Below are 18420 nucleotides of genomic sequence, written 5' to 3' on the forward strand. Positions count from 1 at the left end.
ATTATTTACATTTTAACCTCGCTCGTCAAAGCGAATCCCTCTAATTTGTTGACAATTGTAATTTAAGTTAAAATATTTTATTGTGAAGACCGAGATAAAAGAAAAATTTGAGGAGATATTTGAAGAGGTATTCGCCTCAGCCGATAATTTAGCTCTTTTCCATCAGCTTTTGAAGGATAAAATCGGCAAGCATAAGCTCCCATTTCCTTCAAAGGTTGACCTCCTCGCTGTTTATCGCAAGCTTGTTGAGGATGGGAGAATAGAGAGAAAGGAGTTTTTGGAAAGCTATCTCCTCAAGAAGGAGATGCGAACTTTATCTGGCGTCGCTCCCGTCGCTGTTTTCACCAAGCCATATCCTTGCCCAGGCACTTGCATATATTGCCCCTCGGAAAAGGGAATTCCTAAGAGCTACATTCACAATGAGCCGGCTGTCATGAGGGCAGAGGAGAACAGATATGACCCTTATAAGCAGGTTTCAGCGAGATTGCGGCATTATAGGGAGATGGGGCATCCCACAAGCAAGGTAGATTTGATTGTTATGGGAGGCACATTCTCCTATCTTCCAGGGAGATATCAAACTTGGTTCATAAAGCGATGTTTTGATGCCCTCAATGGGGTTGATGCAAGGAATTTAGTTGAAGCGCAAAGGATAAACGAGAAGGCGGAGAATAGATGCGTTGGATTAACCGTAGAAACTCGTCCGGATTTGATAAACAAGGAGGAATTAAAGAGATTCAGAAGGCTGGGTGTAACCAGGGTGGAGTTGGGGGTGCAGTCTCTTTACGACGATGTTTTGTTAAAAAATAAGAGAGGGCATACGACGAGTGAGGTTAGGGAAGCGACTAAGCTTCTGCGAGATGCTGGTTTCAAGATAACCTATCATATGATGCTGAACCTTTTGGGAAGCGATAAGGAAAGGGATATAAGGCAATTTGAGATTCTCTTTAACGACCCCGCTTACCGTCCAGATTACCTCAAGATATACCCCTGTGTTTTAACGCCTTACGCTGAGCTTCGGGAATACTGGGAGAGGGGTGAGTGGATTCCCTATACTGATGAGGAGCTCTTGGATACATTGGCGAAGATTAAAGCAATGATTCCCATATATGTTCGGATAATAAGGGTTATAAGGGATATCCCAGCCGACCAGATAATAGCGGGAAGCAAGATGTCAAATATGCGGCAGGTCTTACAGAAGAAGATTAAGTGTAAATGTATCAGATGTCGTCAGGCTACCTCAGCTCCAATGGATTGGAATGATGTTCGGCTTTTTCGCTTGGACTACGAAGCTTCCGGGGGAAAGGAGATTTTCCTTTCCTTTGAATCAATTGATAGGGAGATTCTCTATGCCTTCCTGCGTTTGAGGAAGGTAGGGGAAGGTTTGGTGAGGGAGTGGACTGGTTCAGACGTGGTCATAAGGGAAGTCCATACATACGGACCCATGGTTCCCTTACATAAAAGGGATGTCTTGGCGGTTCAGCATTTCGGATTGGGTAGGCGGCTTTTGGAAGAGGCTGAAAGGATAGCGAAAGAGGAGTTAGGGGCGAGAAGGATAGCGGTAATAGCGGGAATTGGGGCAAGGGAATATTTTGAGAAGTTCGGCTACAAGCTCATCAAAACTTATATGGTGAAGGAATTATAAATTTGGGGGCAGGGCAAACCCTGCCCCCAAATTATATTATCACCACTTCACGGGTATTCCCAGTTCCTGCAAGCGAGAGCGATATTCGTCTATATTATCCTTCGTAACCACATCTACTCCCGTGTCTACCTTTCCATCCTTGGGGAGAAGCATTAGCGCCTTTTCCTTGCCGATTTTAGCAATGTTGTAGAGAAGAACGACACTTAAATAGCCCATCATATAGGGTCTCTGACCTATAGTTGCGGTGATAACGCCCTTCTTGATGTATTCCATATGTTCAGGTGTTGTATCAAAGCAGACGATTTTTACCTTGCCAGCTTTATTCGCCCTTTCCACAGCCAAAGCGGCAGCTGGACCATCAAATGCGTAGACGCCATAAAATCCCGCGAGGTCAGGATGGGCAGAAAGGGCTGCTTCAGCGCTGCTGATTGCCTTTGATTGGTCCTCGTAATCGCAAATCGTGTCTATCACCTTTATTCCCGGATATTTCGCAATTGCGTCCTTAAATCCTTTCATCCTTTCAAGGGAATTGAGGGCAGTTAAAGAGCCCGTTAGGATAACGACCTTCCCTTTTCCATTCAGTGCCTTAGCCATCGTTTCTCCCGCTATTCTACCTGCTTCGTAGTTTCCCGTTCCAATATAGGCGAGCCTCCCTGACTTGGGAGCATCGGTATCAATAGCCACGCAGGGAATCCCCATATCAAGCGCCTTCTTAACCGTGTCGCTTACGGCGTCTGGGTCAGACGCGGCGAACGATATGCCATCCACCTTCATAGAGATATAGCTTTCCAGCTGGGATATCTGCGCCCTTACATCTTCCTTTGGAGGAACATAAAAATAGACATTCACGCCGAGGTCCCTTCCCGCTGCCTCGGCTCCCAGCTTCACTTCATCCCAGTAAGGATGTATTGACTTGCCGAGCACAGCGAACTGAAGAGCTTTGCCTGGTTTAACGCCGGTCTCCGTCTTTTTAACTCTCTCGCCACAACCTGCGAGAAGAAGCAGGATAAGCGGAACAACGAGAAAAGCTTTTCTCATATGCCTCTACCTCCTTTCTTATTTTATACAACTAATTTCAAGGGTTTGCAATCTCTATCTCAAGATAAACATCCTTATCGCTTGCACCATCTCTCCTTCGGAATAAGCCACAACCCTAGCAATGTAAACTCCCGCTGGGACATCGCTGCCTTTTTCATCCTTTCCGTCCCAATAAATGCTGTTTATTCCCGCCTGTCTCGTTGCTCTGATGATTCTTCTTCTCTCTCCCGTTGCTGTTTCAATTCTCAGCTCTATTTCAGCATCTTTTGAGAGCGTGAAGGCAAACTCCATCCCCTTTCTCGTTGGGTTTGCCACGAGGTCGGATATCAATAAAGGATTTTTCTTTTCCATTTTCAAAGAGAAAAGACGGGGAGTTCCGTCTCCTGTGAATACGTAATTGGAAGAATGGAGAAGGGAAATCTTCTTGCCAGTTGTTAGGTCTGTTAAAGTTAGGGAATAGCCTCTTGGGAAGCGAGATAAATCCCGCCATAGGAGAATGCATTCTCCCTCTCCCCTTATTTGCAGAAGCCATTCCGAATGAGGAGAGAGTTGCTTTATATCCCAAGCCAGCGCAAGGTTGCGTGATTTATCAAGGAAGCAAGCTTTGGGTTTCTCTTGAATTCCGGGAGGGAATTCAAGGCTAAGGGAGGGTGTTGGATTATCAGCTTGTCCGAAAAGTAGGGAGTAGTTTTTGCCCCCGATGTTGATTTCTATTTTTGCCTGCCATCCGTTGAAAGATGTTGATGCAGGAGCTCTCGTAGCGATTTTGGGTTTGTTCGGTCCCGGTATAATTAATGTGCAGTCTTTATAACATCTTATCCAGTAAGCTTCCCACGGCTTAAGGGTGTCCTTCTCGGGGTCCAAAAATTCATATTCTCCTTTTTGGTCGTTGAAACGCCAAAGGGTTTTAGCTATATATCCCTTTTTACTCGCTGTATCCAAGCTTACAGGATTTGTTTCCTCTTGGATTCTCACCAATATCTGGGAAAGGGGGCATTCACCTTCTGGGAAGGGATATCCAATCTGATTCCATCCAGATGAAATCCCAATGCTGAATTCTCCATCTAATGGTTGAGAATAGCCCTCAAGTTGAATGTTCTTATCCTCAAACAAGCGGATGAAATAACCTTTCCCAAGGGTGAGAGCTATATTGGGATAAAACAACCATTTATTTGCCTCTTCCTTTGTTGGTTCCCAGTGGGCGAGGGCAAGTCTTTCCGGCGGAATGTCAAGGGCAACAGCGGGGTCGTGGGAGGTAGGGTCGAGGGGGACGCTTATCATATGGATTCCCTTGGCTAAGTGGACGCTCGCGGTTTGTTTTTCCCTCGGGGGTTGAATAATTATCGCATAGGGACCGTAATAGCAGTTTATCTTTCTTTCAAGAATTTTGCCCTCTGGGGAAGTATATACAACATCTATTTGCTGAGGTCCTGCTAATAGAGATGGGAATGGGGCGCCGAAGGCGCCCTGAATTATGGGAACCTCTATGCCGTTTATCGTTAAAGTGCCGCCCAATCCCGTTAGCAAAGCTCCGTAAATGTTATTTGGTTCCGCCTTCGTTCCCACAAAGCCGTAGGGGAAGGGGATTGAAACGGTAATGCTTCCGATAGGAAACTCTATTGTAACCCTCTGCGGACCGCCTATATTGAAGAATGTGGGTGCGACATAACCGATGCCATCCGATATCTGAACTGATTCATATTGAGGTTCAACCGGTAAATCTATGCTGAAATCGTAATTCCAGTATCTGGGATTTACAACCCCGTTCAAGGGTGTTTCATCGCTACCAGAAGAATAAAAATAAAAAAGCGCGATGTAAAGCCCATATCCCTCAGTGTCTGGGTTTGTTGGTAGTGAGGGTGTATTCCAAACATAGAGTTTAGGACCAGCTTGAGATATTACCTGCAATACATATTGTTGAGCATACCATTCGGAGAAATCAACACCCTCAACAGTGGGGACAATTTGTTCGCAAATCGCCTTCAGTTTACCCAAATCTGAACTCGTCGTGGGGTCGGTTTGGACTCTTTGATAATAAAGAGCGTTGAATTCGGAGAAAAAGGTTTGTTTCTCTATGTAGACCTTTAGCCAAGCGGAGAGTGCTGCTGAGTGTCGCCAGAGGGTCATCAAGCCTGAGCATTCTGTCAGGCTTTTAGGCCAGAAACTTGGAGCGGAAAGGGAAGGTTGATTGAGAAGTTCATACCAAGGAAAAAGATAGAAACTGCAATAATATGAAAAAGATTCGCTGGGGAAGAGTTGAGAGAAAATCACCCTTGTTGCTGCCCAAGCGATTCCTTCTTCCCAGGCATCTACGCCGATTTGATAGGGACCGTGGAAGGCATGGAGCATAAGATGTAGGAGCCTGTAATAGGTCTCTATTTCACCTGAGCGTCCCCATTCAATATGGATTGTCGCCGCTGAAGCATCATAGACTCCCGCTAAAATCACTTGATAATCGTTCAAATTTGTATCCTTAAGGACGGTTACCGTTCCTCCCCAAGCTGGCTCGCCATAGACTTGTTTAATAACGGGATATGCCCTTTGAACGAACGAGTTAAGCAGCTGTTCCTCATCTGATGTCCATCCCTGAAATCGGAAAGTGAGTTCTCCTCTTGATCGAGGTGGTAGGATTATCTCCCCATTTTTACGCAGGTAGACTATGCGGTCGAAGGTTGGAGGTAGGCGGTTTTGAAAAGGCTCGCTTTTTCTAAGCAGTTCCCATACTCTTGCAATATCATAAAATGCGTTTCTTTCTCTATCCAATGCGGATTTTATAGCCTTTCCAATCGCTATCGGGTCTCTTGTATTATCAACATCAACAATTATGGTTCCGGGAGAAGGAGAGAAGGCATAAAGAGAGGAAAAGAAAAAAATCAAAAAAATTAAAGCGAACTTTCTCATTTTTCCTCCTTTCAAAATCTGAGCGACAATACGCTATTTAGAAGCGTAGCGGAATAACCCTGAGAGGTGGAGCTCTCACCTCTATAATTTATCTTATTCAAGCTCAAACTCCAAGTAAGATATTGCTTGAGACGGAAGTCGATTCCGAGCCCGGCCTCAAAACGGGAGTAACCGTAGCTTCCCGAGGAATCCGTCTTTCTTAATTCAGCGAAGAGGGATTTGTCCTTCCCAATTGGATTTTGAAGTCGCAAACCCCAAACCTGCAGTTTGCTTGAAGAGACACTTGCTGAGGTTGTATCTGTGGTAGTATAGGAATTCCTCGTGTCCATAATCTGATAATCTAAATTTAAAGTGAAGTAAGGCAGGTTTTTGAAGGGCTGATAGGAAAGGGTAAGATATCCAAGCTTGCTTTCCATCCCACCACTGGCGCCTATGAAATCCATATTTTGAATCATATAAGTTCCATTCAAAGAAGCTCTTGGAGAAAGTAGATAGGTGAAGAATAGACTTTTACTACTTGATTTACTGTTGCTTGAATAACTTCCCTCGCTGAAGCTGTTTTCCAGGCTTAAGCCCAGACTCAATTTGGGCGAGGGAAGATATTGAATATCAAGGCTTCGTCTTTTCTGGTTCATCCCTCCGCTGAAACCTCCATAATAATAGCCAGGGGAAATGGGGCTGCTATAAGAGGAGGTTTGGCTTAAGTTCCCTGAGTTTGAATCATCTAAAGATAAAACGAACGATAATTTCTCACTTGGATTGTAAGAAAGTTGGATAAGAGCTGTTGAAGAGTTTGATAAGGAGGATTTGTTTTTCCCTAAATCAGCGGAGAATTTCAACTTTTGCGTAGGGACATAAACTAAATTGAATCTTCCCATTAGAAAATCACTGCTGTAATTCGTCTCATAACCTCCTCTGCTTTTCTGGCGGGAGAGGTTGAAAGACCAGGATATACCAGGCGTAAATAATCCGATTTGGGTCACACCTCTACCTCTATAATATCCTCCATAAGATGGATATCTACCATAGCCAGTATACCCTCCGCTATAGCTTGGATAAGTAGTTCCGTAGTAGGATGTCCCATAACCGCTATAGCTGCTGCCGAAAGGGGAATAAGAGGAGTAGGTGCTTCCACTATAACTCCAATAATTGCTGCCAGTGTAGCTTGGGGAAGGAGAGGTAGAGGGCGGGGGGATTTGGCTTTCCCCTTGTTCTTCCTCTTCAGCAAAGGGAGGTGGTGAGGTAGTTTGAGTTGTTTCCTTAAATGTTTTTGAAAAAGATATGCGGATTTCATCCCTTACATTTTCATAATTGAAACCACCACCCTGGGAGGTAGAGTAGTGCGATACGACTATATCAGGAAGATGGGGAAGGGATAGGGCAAGGTTGAAAGTGAGGTCCTTATAAGAGGAAAGCTGGGTGGAGCTGACTGGTGAGAAAGAGTACCCGTATGGACGCTTGCCGGAGGAAAAATTGAGCGATGCCCTTAATGTTCTCTGAAGATTTGTCCAATTCAAGGTAAATACCTGTCCCTTTTCCTGTCGGAAGAAGCCAACTGACTCCAAGGGGGCGAATTTATCCCCTATAGAACGGAGGTTATAAGAAAGGGCAAATTCTCCTGCTTTCCCCCGAAAGTTCTTGCTTGTGGTAAGTCCGAAGGCTGTCCCACTGTGCACTCCATCCGTGCTCCTTGCCATCTGAATGACGAGTGGCAAGCCTCCCAAATTAATCTTCCCATCCAAGCCAATAACTTCCTTACTTCCTAATGTGGTCACATCAGACCGATATTTATACCTCACCACTACAGATGCCCCCTGAGGAACTGGTGTGTTAAAGGTTAATATTCCGGATAGGTAATTTATTTGATAACTATCCTTGGGCTTGGTGACGCCATCCACAATGACGGTTTCTGAATTCTCCACAATGGGTCTGTAGCTAAGGTAAAAGGGTCCCGGAGTCCCCGTGCCGATGAAATATTCTTCTCGGGAGTGTTCCTGAGGAGGGATATAGCGGAAATTTGGACGGGTGAGGTAAGTTATTCCCCATTTCCCTTCCTGCCCTAAGCGGAATCCATATATTGAGTTCTTCTGGCTGTAGAAATACTCATAGCTAACGGTTATTATTGAGCCCTCAGGAATTATGCGTGCCCCGAGGAAATTAAGCTCACCAATGTAATAATCAATATCGTAATCAACACCTCTTCGCATAACAACATCGTCTACCTTCACTACCTCCGAGCCCTCAACTATTGGGCTGAAGCGGAGATAATATGGTCCCGGACTGTTATTCCCTCTGAAGGATTCGACCTTTGTGGAACCCCTTGCCTGTGAGGCGACAAGTGAGAAAGTAGTGTTATTTTTCAGGGCGATGTTGAGAAGAATGCCATCCAAGCTTTTGTTTAAAGTGGCGAACTCGTTTCCTATAAGGCTTGCAAGTATTGACCCAATTTTTATATTTACATCTTTGCCTTTGTATTCCAGCGTTATCTTGTTCCCCATAGGGGAAAAGCGGTCCCTGGAGAATTGAGCATCAATGAAGGCATTTTTGTATAGCTTTCCTCGGATATATAGGTTTGTATAATCGTCAAAAGATGAATCGTTGCCGTAATTGTCGTAGCTGTAAAGAGAGGCATCACCACTAACCTTGTAACTGCGGAAATACATAGTATGATAACCGGAGATTACTAAATTTTCATCTCCGAGAATATAGACGCCCACAATCAGTAGCAATAAGAATATCCATCTTTTCATTTTTAATTCTATTTATTCTATTTTAAATTTTAGCTCATAATCCATCAAGCCTTCAATTTATCCCGACAATCAATCCCCTTATCTTAGCCTTGCCAGCAGATTTATGCCTTCTTCCGCTCTCTTCCTCATAGTCAAGTATCCCTCTTTTAATCTTTCTACTTCCCATTTTCCAAAAAGATTGTGGAGATTATTTTTGTTGATATCTTCTAAACACAAGAAAGGTTGTCCTATTTCTTCAGCAAATGCTTGTACTTTCGGGTCATAGGAGATAGCTAGGAAAGGGGTACCAGCAATTGTGGATAGAATAGCGCAATGCAATCTCATCGCTATAGCCGCTTCCATCCCAGCCAATAACTCTAATGCTTCCCTCGGCGACTGGGGTTCAAGGAGATTTCCTCCGGTTTGTGATACGAGCGAGCGAGAAATCTCCCTATCTTCGGGATTAAAAACGATTAAGGAAAGGGTGTATCCCTTCTTGCTCATTTCAATCAAAAATTTTTTGAGCTCTTCCGTGTTAAGTCCCCTCCAAGAACGAACCGATACCCCTATCTCCATTTTTCTCTCCCTCGGAGCTGGAGGGGTAAGAAGGAAAGAGGCATCGGCGGAAAGAAAAGCTTTTTCAATGCCTCTTTTTATTGCCCAATCGTAAGATTGCCTATCTCTTAAGGATACCGAGTCTGAGTGAAGAAGAGCTCTTTTAACGAGAAACTCGCTTATTTTTCGCTTAAGTGGACCTATTCCCATAGCGAATACCGCGACCTTCTTCCCTTTTTTCTTAGCAACTTCCAGGAGAAAAAGATAATATAAAAGGGAGCGGAAACTGGTAACATCTTGAAAAATTCCTCCCCCTCCAAGAACGAAGATGTCGCAACTTGAAACTGCTTGGAAAACATCCCTGAGGGAAGACCTATTAAAGGATTGACAAAGAAACGCTTTGCTCGTTTTTTCCGGAGCGCCTGATAAGACCGATATTTTCAAATTCGGAATCTCCCTTTGAAGATAGGTCAATTCACCTTCGAGAATAGCCTCATCTCCTAAATTACCCATACCGAAATAACCAGCCAATAAAATTCTCTTCATATCAATTCCCCTTTACCAAGGAATTTAAAACGATATATATAGCCTCTACATCTGGCTTCTTCAATTTTAGAGAATGAAGCAGGTTTTTAAAAGAACCCTTATCACTCCAAAGGTATTCTATCTCGCTGGAAGGTTTATCGGTAGATAGGGCTATGATTTTCATTAAACAAGCCTCCCCAAGGGGTTTATCTGGAAGCTCATCTAAGGAAATTCCCAGCCTATGGCTACACTTTCTTCTAAGCCATTCGTTATCAAGCAAATTTAGGCGTTGAACAAGGGTGTCAATCTCAATTGGCAGTATTGTATCCTTGCAATTTTTAAATTCTTCCTTAGCCTTACCTATGTCATTTCCCGAGGAAAGCAGAAGGGATTGAAGGGAAATGAGAGCTATATCCTCAAAATGTTTCGTAAAAGCGATGCCGGAAAGAGTAGCGGAGGCAAGCAAAAGCTTCTCACCTCCGTTTATAGCCCTCTCAATTAGCATGTCCATTTTATCGCTTATCTCCTCCAAATCATAACTCCCTCGTACATTATTCAATAAGAGGACCGCATCACTATAGATTTCTTTAAGTTCATCGTTTTGCAGAAGGGATTCTGCTACGATAGGAACGATTTCGTATTGGATAGGCGAAATTAAAAGAGTTGTTTGCCATTGTGTTATACGATTTAGAAGTGAATGTAGAGAGGTGATTTTGCGATGTATGGAAACGAGCTTCTCGCTTTCTACGACTGGTATTTCTCTATGTTCGGGGGGAAGAGGTGCCTTTTGCAGCTCCCTCGCTTCTTTTACCTCTCCTCTTTCCATCAGCGATTGATATATTCTATTCCATTCCTCATCTTTAATCTTCTCAAGCTGTTCTTCGCAAATCCTGATTCTATGAGAAGGAAAGGGATGGGTTTGAAGATATTCCATCCAGCCTGGTGATTTTTCATCACCCAATTTTTGGAGAAAATAAAGCAAACCCTTGGGGTTAAATCCGCTTCTTAGGGATATCCAAATCCCCTCTATATCCGCCCGTTTTTCCTGTTTTCTGCTGAAGCCGAGGTTGATGAGCCCAAGGATGGATTTAGCCAGAATTTCTTTCTTTTTGCTCAAATTTAGGGACGAAAGAAGAGCAAGGGAAAGAAGAACGAGGTTGGTCTGGTTTTGGGGATGTTTAAGCTTTATATGAGCTACTTCGTGGGCGAGAACCCCCGCGAGCTCGTCCTCGCTATCCACGGATTTTAAAAGTCCTTTCGTCAAGAAAACATTTTTTCCAAAAGTTGCGTAAGCGTTCACTCGGTCTGTGTTTAGGATGTAAAAATTCACCGAAACGCCTGCACCCTTTGAGAGTTTTTCTCCAATTCTTTTTATCCAATTTTGAAGGACGGGATTTTCCAAAAAGCCATATTGGAGGGCGAAGGCTTCCTTCGTCGCTTCTCCCAAAATATCATCTAAGCTGCCTTTGGAATAGCAAAACGATGAGAAGAGGAAAAGAATTAAAAGGGAAGTGGTTTTCCTTTGCATTGCTTAAATTTTAGATTGGTAGCGAAGATATTGGCAAGTTGTATATCTTTTGTTATTATCCTAAATAGAATGGAAAAGAAGTACGGCGAGAAGGCGATAGAAGAAGCCCAACTTGAGGTTTGGGAGAATCCCTCTCCCGAGAAGGACTATAATATCAGCATAACCTTCCCCGAGTTCACCTGCCTTTGTCCCCGCAGTGGCTACCCCGATTTTGCCACTATCAGAATAAACTATGTGCCCGATAAATATATAATAGAACTTCGTTCTCTTAAGCTCTGGCTGAATAAATTCAGGAACCGCTATATCTCCCATGAGGCGGCAGCGAACGAGATTTACGATTCCCTTTACGAAATCCTCAAACCTCGCTATTTGGAGGTCATCGCTGACTTCAACCCCAGAGGAAATGTTCACACCGTCATAACAATCCGCTCGGAAGGGAGGTCATAGCAAAAGGAATAGGAGAGTTTTATAGGCAGGGACATCCACTCTCCATTCCTTAACTTTCCCAATCTTTCTTTCCTCAAAGGCGTTCCAGACTTCTCTTTCCCTTGGCAGGCGTATGTTCTTCACTCCATCTTTAGCGGTATGAATTGCGAGGAAGCTTTCATTAGCATATAGCACATCGTCGCTATCTATATAGATATGAACACCAGCGCTCTTTAAAAGCTCTCGCAAGACGGATGAGGGGACGGGCGGAGTTTGAATATATACCGATGTCCAACTTTGAAATTTCTTAAGGGCGAAAGAAACTTTTCCATTCTGGGAAAATCCAAGAGCTTCTGCTAAGTCATCCTTCACCCATATTACGGGTGATGTTTGCTTTCCATTGCTCCAATTTCTACCATCTGGCGTCTTCACCTCTAAAACATCTGGTTCAAGCGATAAACCCATCCTCATTCCTGTTATAGCTTCCATATTTTCAACTGCTATATCTTTTTCGTTCAACAATCCCGGTGCATAGAGCCAGATGAAGAGTCCGCCCTTAGCCTTCAATCTATCAATTGCCTTTCTCGTTTTCTCGTCCATGTAGAATGTATTGAGGAATATGTAGCATTTATATTGAGGGATATCATCAATATCACTTATATCGTAGAGGTCAAAGGGAGCTCCCATCTTGAAGAGCTCTCGCCATTGTTCGTTTAATAAGAGGTCGGTTACGGTATCCTTTCCCGAGCGCCAATGGGCTGTATAATAGAAGCTGTTCAATCCCACAATCACAGCGACCTCGCTTATCCTTTTTCGTGGAAGGGAAAGGCTTTTATCCCCGATATTTTTCATCTTGGCTATCTCTTTCATTAGTTTGTCATCATCGAACCAGCAGGAGTTCATATCAAACCACCATAGTCCACCATTTATCGTCAATGCCTGCACGAATTCCCTTCTCATTAAAGCAATTGACTCTTCCAGATTTTTCGCTTGTCTATGGACCGGAGCGGCAAGATACGTTCCATCGTCAGCCTCATCTAAAAAAATCTTCTTGTGCAGGGCTATTGAGCCAGGAAGAGCTCTAAATCCACCATCCTGTCCGAGTCCTCTTCCTACATATGTATGGGGAGAGCAAAGGAAATCTATATATGGGGAGGTCAAAATCCTTCGCAATTCAATATGACCTCCATCCTGGGGCCAGAGCATGTTTGAGGTATAGCCGAAGAAGACGCCCACCAAACTTTTTCCCTTTGATGTTTCTTTTACGATTTTAGCGAAATGAATAATTGCATCCACAAGAACCTTGTGATGGCACATATAATAATCTATCACTTTCCTATTTTGAGACGGGTGATGGAACATACCGAAGGAGGTTTGAATCCTTTCCTCAAGGGTAGGGATTTGGGCGTTTTCAAAATCCACTTTCTCGTCGCCCCAAGCCCTTCTAAGTGCTTCAACATCGTTTTTATAATGTTCCCTGAGCCATTTCCTGAAAGCCCTTGTCATTGGCTCGCTTGTATCTGGGACATACTGAGCTCCCATATAATGCCATTCACCGTAGATTCCCGCTCCTATATGATAGCCGATGCATCTTTCCGCATAGGGGGATGATTGGATATGCTCAACGAATCTCTTCAGCGCTTCTCCTTCCTCCCTAAGCCATAGCTCGGAAGCGAAGGAAGGCCACTTAGTCCCTCCGAAAACATCGCCTTTATCCCAGCCCGTGCCATCTGCGTATCTTTGAAGCTCCTCAGGATGAGCATTTATCCACCAATCCGGAGGTTCAAGCCAAAGGCGAGGGAAGAAATAGGCATTAGGATTTACTCGTAAGAGGTTGAAAATTATTTTATCAAATTCGCTGAAATCATATTGCCCTTCTCCCTTCCAGCCTCTTCTGATGAAGTCTCCTAAAACATAGTTTATCTCGTAGAGCTGAACGCCAGCCTTAGTGAACTGCTCGGCGTGTTTTTCATCTATGTAGGGAATTTGTGAATAGACCATAGGGAAAAATGGTTTCTCGTTTATGAAGAGAGCAGGTGAGCCATTGAGCTCCTTTATTTCCGCTTTGGGAAGCTCGCTCTTTTTTCCCGCTATCTCAATCTGCCCCATAACATAATCCTCCTTTCCATTCAATCTTGCTTGATGCAATCCCATTATGATTTCATATGAGCCTGAAGGGGAATACTCGGGGATTTTAACTGAGGTGGAGACAAGGAATTCATCCCCGATTTTTAGATAGGGAATGGGCGGATTAGGAGGAATAGCTTTTCTTTCTATGAGAATGAAATCTCCCTTTCTGATCATGAGAAAGGCGAGATTATCTCCCTTTGGCTTGCTCAGGATTTTCCCCCTTAATTTCACATCTATTGAGGAACCCGCTTTTGACATTTGGGGGAAATCAAATTCTAACATTTCCCAATTTAAAGCGTCCTGCCCGAGATACTTGAAGGGGAGGGAATACCAAGGAGGTATGGGAGGCTTGCCTATGGCGACCGCATTTCGCCAGTGAGAATCATTGAATTGGAGCTCGTTCCATCCTTCTTCATAGGTGGGGGAGAACTTCCAATTCTCTGAGGTTTGATATTTAGCGATGTAGGTAGACAAACCATTCAAACAAACCTCATAATCCTTGTTTGGCTCGATATCAAACAAAACAAAAACTATCTCTCTTAGGGGAAAATCTAATCTATTGTTCTCGTCTTTTGACCATTCCGCCAATACATAATTGGGAACCTCAAATTCCACCCATTGCCATTCATCGCTCTCTTTGAGGGTTATAGGTTCTATTTTATACTCGGAGCCATCCTCTTCCACCAATTTTATCCAGAATCTCGTCCATCCTCCTTTGCTTTTCACCCAGAGCCCGATTTTATCAAAAGGGTCATTTACTCTCGTCTTTAAATGAACATCAGTCCAGTTTAGCTTTTTTGTCTTAAATCTCCATTTAATCATTTGCCCCTTTTCTTTATCTTTTTCTTTTGTTAACTCGTAGTAAAGGAATTCATCGGGATTGATTTCGTTTGAATAGTTTGATGTGTCGCCAAAACCCTCTAAGGGACAAGCGGGTTCGTAGTCCACTACTCTCAATCCATCGGAATAAATGGTTTCAATTGAGCCATCAGAGTAGTTTATCGTGCATTCTAATATAATGCCTGCTGGGTCAGCGGGGCTGTAATCCTCAATAGCTATAACATTTTTCCCTTTATGAAGGAAAGAGGTTATGTCAAAAAGATTTAAATTCCCCCAGCTAAAACCACCCGAGCCGACCTTTTTCCCATTTATAAAGAGAGTGAAGGTATCGTCCCCAGACATCTGAATAAAAGCGCTTTTGACATCTTTTTGGAGATAAAAGACCCTGCGGAAATACCCCCTTTCTCCAAAGGGCGAGCGATTAGTCCCCCATATCCAGTAAGCGGGAGAGGAATATTCACCTATAGGGGTGTTTCCCCACAAAGTGGTTAAAAAGAGAATAAATGGAAAGCCGAAAGTTAATTTCTTCATCTTTATCGCCTCCAAATTTAATTTTAGGATATCTATTGTATAACTGGAAGTTTGTAAGAGAACAAGAAGAGAATGAATAGAGAGGAAAAGCTGAGAAGAAGCGGTTTTTACCCATTAGCGGTATAGATGTTGTTTCAAGATAAAATTTTCTCAGTCGAAGATTCTCCTTTGTAGTTTAAAGTTAAGCAATATTGGGAATTTCCTGAGGAGTCTTGAATGTTAGGGAATTATGCATTTTTAGACGCCAACATATTTTAGAAACCTTAATGCGTCCTCAAACATATTCGTGTTATTGAACATAACATAAACTGTTCGTTTCTCTTTTTGAACCATTTCCGCAAGCTTTTGAAGCTCCTCGTCGCTGTATTTATAGGTATAGCCTCCTATCCCGTGGAGGCGAAGATAAAGGATTTCTCCCCATACGCTTTCTCCCTTGAATGGGTCAACGCAATGCGATAGATTTAGCTCCTGGCACAAGCTTCTAATATCTTCCTTATTCCACTCGCCCCTTGGCTCCCAAACGAAGACGAAGTCATCCCTTGGGATTTCCCGAAAGAAAATCCTCAAATTTTCCTTATTTGCCTCGCTGGGCTTAAATGAAGCGGGGCATTGAAATACGATTATCCTCGCATTTAAAGCCCTCGCTATCTCGCTCGTTTGCTCAAAGGCCTTGAAGACTTCCTCTGTGGGACGGAAAAAGCCATATCTATCCTTTTTATCCTCCCCTATTTTCAACCCCGCTTTCTTGTAAGTGGGACTAGAGGGTGGATGTGTTATTAGTTGGGATGCTTTAAGCGTAAACTCAAAATCCGTTGGGGCTTTCTCCCTCCATTTTTGGGCTGTTTTTAAATCGGGGAGTTTGTAAAAGGTTTGCTGAAGCTCTATAACGGAGAGATTCTCAAAATATTCCTTCTGGCTCTTCGCCCATCCGCAACAGCCGACCTTAATCATTCAAGAATTTCCTCCTCCGAGGAAATCAGGAGTCCAAAGCGAGGCGGAAGATGAATAGAGATTTCCTTACTAGTTATTTTTCGTCTCTCTTTAAATTCTGGCTCCCCAAAAGCATTCAAGAAAATGAAGGAGGAATTTCTGAGCTTCTTAACGAGATTTCCGTCTAGTAGCAACGAGCTGTTAATCTCCTCATCGCTGTTGTTATAAACCGCTATCAAAACATCCTTATCGTCTTCCCACCCGCTTGCAAAGACCCTCTTATCCCTGCTGACTATCTTTCTTGAATCCGTGATTGGGAACATCCCCATCGCCTTAGCGCTGAAGGAGAGCATTTCCTTGGAGGGAGTCCACCATACATCTCCGCCGATACAGGCTCCCCAGCTCAAAACCTTCATATATCTTTGAGCTATGATTCCCTTAAGCGTGTTGAACCCCCATTTCATCCCCAACCCCTTACCCTTCACCTCAAAACGGGTGAATCCCTCTCCTCTTATTAAAGAGAAATCCTTGGAGGGATTTTGTAACCAATCTGGACGGCTTTGCCAGAAAGATATACAGCCTTCGTCAATATAAGAGGGTAAGCGATTTAAAGGGATTTCCTTTTCTTTCTCCGGTTGATTGGGTAAGGGCGAGAAAGCGATGAAGGCTATATCAAAATATGCTGATTCCTCTTTTGATTGAACCTGTATGGCTATTCCCTTTACCATTTCCACATTTTTTATTTTCCTCAAATCAACTGTTGCTGTATGCCACTCCCCGTCGGCTATTATCTCCCTCAAGCTTATTGCAGTTGCTTCCCTTCCTGGCACTCCCTCAGTGATGTGAATCGCGTAATCCCCTCCCGCTTCTATTCCCTTAGCTCTGTATTTTACAATCAGATATGGACGCTCTTTTTTATCAATATATTGAAGCATCCCCGTGTAATTTGTGGGATATTCATAACTTATGACTTGAGTGGGGATGGCTTTTGCCGATTCGTAATCCAATTCCTCTTTGCCGGCTGGAGCCCCACCTTCTATGAGGATTCCATCTGCGAAAAGCTGAGATGGAAGCCCATAGGCTTCGTTCGTGATTATCCTCATCTGGGGATGTTTTTCCCTTAGCCAGTTCCAGACATCCGCCTGCAGTCTCACGACAGCGTGAGGATTGCTCGTTCTGGGATTGGCGCGAGAATAAACATGGGCATTCCCATAAGCCCATCCCATATCAAAGGCTATTCCAGCGGGTTGATAAAACTCAATGCATTTCTTTAAATTCTCGTAATACCAGAGGCGAAAGGAATCGTTGCCGAAATCGGCAGGGAAGCAATGCACCTCCTCTACACCTACCAATTTCGCGTTATCGGGATTGAAACGATAGGAATAGCCTGGCGGAGTTTGCCCCCTCTCGTTTACCGCGATCCAATCCTTATAGGGTAGCTTATCCTTATAAGTTCCCTCAGCTGTTAGGAATTGTCTGAAATAGAGGAAAGGATGGATTTCTGCTTTAAGTAAGGCTTCTAAATCGCTTTTTAATAAATCAGCTTTAATCCGATGGTTCGTCTCCCCAACCCACTCTCCCTCAGTGGGGTAAGTTTCGTCCCAGCGATGCCAGGCGTAATACCATAGGTTGCCTATTTTCAATTCTTGCCATCCCTGGAGCTTGTATCTTCCCCAATCGTTTAGATTCCCCTCTCCGTCCGATACTTGTTCCCCTCCGGGAAAGCCAACGAGATTGCCTGTGGGTAGCGTTCGTCTCAATTTCTCCTTCAGGGATATTATATTCCTTGCGTTTTTCAGAATTTCTCCCGTTAAGGGGTCGCTATCCCTCCAATTTTCAATATACCAGCGGAGGACATCGCGATAGCGAGGAAACTTATTTTTGGGGAAGCTTTTTATGAAAAGCTCCAATTTGAGTGTTTCGTTTTTCTTTAAGCTCCTGGGGCGGAAGCAGATGGCTGGGATGTGATTGGGAATGAGGTTAGGCGTCAAAAGGGCGAATTTCCCGATATCAAGGGAGCCCCAGAGGAGGAAATGGGTATTATTTTCTAAGATGCCAAAAGGGTAGAAGAACACCGCCGGCCATTCTTTGAGTTCAGTCCAATCGTTTTCCTCAGCGAGGAAGCGGATGTTTGCGGGAGAGGATGGAGGGAGGACGAGATAGGGGAGGCGAGGGTAGAATTGTCGCTCCCATTTTGAGGGGTCAAATATTGAGGAAAGGAGGAGTTCGTGGGGAGCGTCGCTCTCCTGTTTAGGCTTGATTTCGCAGGAGATTTCCAGCCCGGATTTAAAAATGGAGGGGATGATTTTAACATTAAAGAGAGAGTCCTCTGCTTGGAGTATTTTTCCTACGACTTGGAATTGTAGTTGATGCCATTCCCCGTCTTTTTCCCGCCAGCTGAATATTAGAGAGGAAGGGTTGACCTTGATATAATTCAGGAAATCTTGTAATTTGAGATTTTCACCTTTTTGAGTTAATAAATCAATGAGGGTAAAGGGGAATGAAAGGGAAGGGATGAGAAAGAGGAGGGTTAGGATGATATTTATATTTTGCAAAAGAACCTTTTTCTTCAATTCAATCACCAATTTAAATGATAAAAGATGAAAAGGGAATTGTAAATTTTTCAAAGACGAGTTCGTTAAAAT

Annotated in this window: 10 protein-coding genes; 2 read left to right on the forward strand and 8 right to left on the reverse strand. The window is 43.7% G+C overall.

What is annotated here, in order from left to right:
* Positions 1-82: 82 nt before the first annotated feature.
* Entirely contained in the window at positions 83-1642 is a 1560-nt protein-coding gene (locus tag H5T88_04025) for a tRNA uridine(34) 5-carboxymethylaminomethyl modification radical SAM/GNAT enzyme Elp3 (GenBank protein ID MBC7329506.1), read from the forward strand.
* A 39-nt stretch (positions 1643-1681) separates the two neighbouring features.
* Here H5T88_04025 and H5T88_04030 read toward each other — a convergent pair whose 3' ends face one another.
* From H5T88_04030 to H5T88_04050, 5 genes are all read right to left on the reverse strand, one after another.
* Positions 1682-2680, reverse strand: a complete 999-nt coding sequence (locus H5T88_04030; GenBank protein ID MBC7329507.1) for a sugar-binding protein — start codon at positions 2678-2680, stop codon at positions 1682-1684.
* Positions 2681-2734: 54 nt separating this feature from the next.
* Positions 2735-5581, reverse strand: coding sequence for a hypothetical protein (locus H5T88_04035; GenBank protein MBC7329508.1), 2847 nt, complete (start codon positions 5579-5581; stop codon positions 2735-2737).
* Positions 5582-5592: 11 nt separating this feature from the next.
* A complete protein-coding gene (locus H5T88_04040) occupies positions 5593-8331 on the reverse strand; it encodes a hypothetical protein (protein MBC7329509.1) in 2739 nt (912 codons plus the stop codon).
* A gap of 78 nt (positions 8332-8409) precedes the next feature.
* Positions 8410-9411, reverse strand: coding sequence for a polysaccharide pyruvyl transferase CsaB (gene csaB / locus H5T88_04045; protein ID MBC7329510.1), 1002 nt, complete (start codon positions 9409-9411; stop codon positions 8410-8412).
* Between the two features lies 1 nt (position 9412).
* Positions 9413-10918, reverse strand: a complete 1506-nt coding sequence (locus H5T88_04050; protein ID MBC7329511.1) for a M48 family metalloprotease — start codon at positions 10916-10918, stop codon at positions 9413-9415.
* 69 nt (positions 10919-10987) lie between these two features.
* Here H5T88_04050 and queF point away from each other — a divergent pair, with 69 nt between their 5' ends.
* A complete protein-coding gene (gene queF, locus H5T88_04055; GenBank protein MBC7329512.1) occupies positions 10988-11365 on the forward strand; it encodes an NADPH-dependent 7-cyano-7-deazaguanine reductase QueF in 378 nt (125 codons plus the stop codon).
* On the opposite strand, the gene H5T88_04060 is transcribed toward queF, so the two are convergent.
* The 3 genes from H5T88_04060 to H5T88_04070 form a co-directional block, all read right to left on the reverse strand.
* Positions 11360-14845 carry a beta-galactosidase gene (locus H5T88_04060; GenBank protein ID MBC7329513.1) on the reverse strand — a complete coding sequence of 1162 codons (3486 nt, stop codon included), beginning with the start codon at positions 14843-14845 and terminating at the stop codon, positions 11360-11362. The two genes, queF and H5T88_04060, sit on opposite strands and share 6 nt — an antisense overlap.
* A 237-nt stretch (positions 14846-15082) precedes the next feature.
* On the reverse strand, positions 15083-15796 hold the full coding sequence (locus tag H5T88_04065) for a DUF72 domain-containing protein (protein ID MBC7329514.1): 714 nt from the start codon (positions 15794-15796) through the stop codon (positions 15083-15085).
* Positions 15793-18357, reverse strand: coding sequence for a hypothetical protein (locus tag H5T88_04070; GenBank protein MBC7329515.1), 2565 nt, complete (start codon positions 18355-18357; stop codon positions 15793-15795). Before H5T88_04070 ends, H5T88_04065 begins: the two co-directional genes overlap by 4 nt.
* Positions 18358-18420: the final 63 nt, after the last annotated feature.

This window comes from bacterium, from assembly GCA_014360495.1.
Taxonomy (GTDB): domain Bacteria; phylum Armatimonadota; class JACIXR01; order JACIXR01; family JACIXR01; genus JACIXR01.

Coding starts and splice junctions, on each gene's coding strand:
- H5T88_04030 (MBC7329507.1), bottom strand. CDS start 2,680: ATGAGAAAAGCTTTTCTCGTTGTTCCGCTTATCCTGCTTCTTCTCGCA.
- H5T88_04035 (MBC7329508.1), bottom strand. CDS start 5,581: ATGAGAAAGTTCGCTTTAATTTTTTTGATTTTTTTCTTTTCCTCTCTT.
- H5T88_04040 (MBC7329509.1), bottom strand. CDS start 8,331: ATGAAAAGATGGATATTCTTATTGCTACTGATTGTGGGCGTCTATATT.
- csaB (MBC7329510.1), bottom strand. CDS start 9,411: ATGAAGAGAATTTTATTGGCTGGTTATTTCGGTATGGGTAATTTAGGA.
- H5T88_04050 (MBC7329511.1), bottom strand. CDS start 10,918: ATGCAAAGGAAAACCACTTCCCTTTTAATTCTTTTCCTCTTCTCATCG.
- queF (MBC7329512.1), top strand. CDS start 10,988: ATGGAAAAGAAGTACGGCGAGAAGGCGATAGAAGAAGCCCAACTTGAG.
- H5T88_04060 (MBC7329513.1), bottom strand. CDS start 14,845: ATGAAGAAATTAACTTTCGGCTTTCCATTTATTCTCTTTTTAACCACT.
- H5T88_04065 (MBC7329514.1), bottom strand. CDS start 15,796: ATGATTAAGGTCGGCTGTTGCGGATGGGCGAAGAGCCAGAAGGAATAT.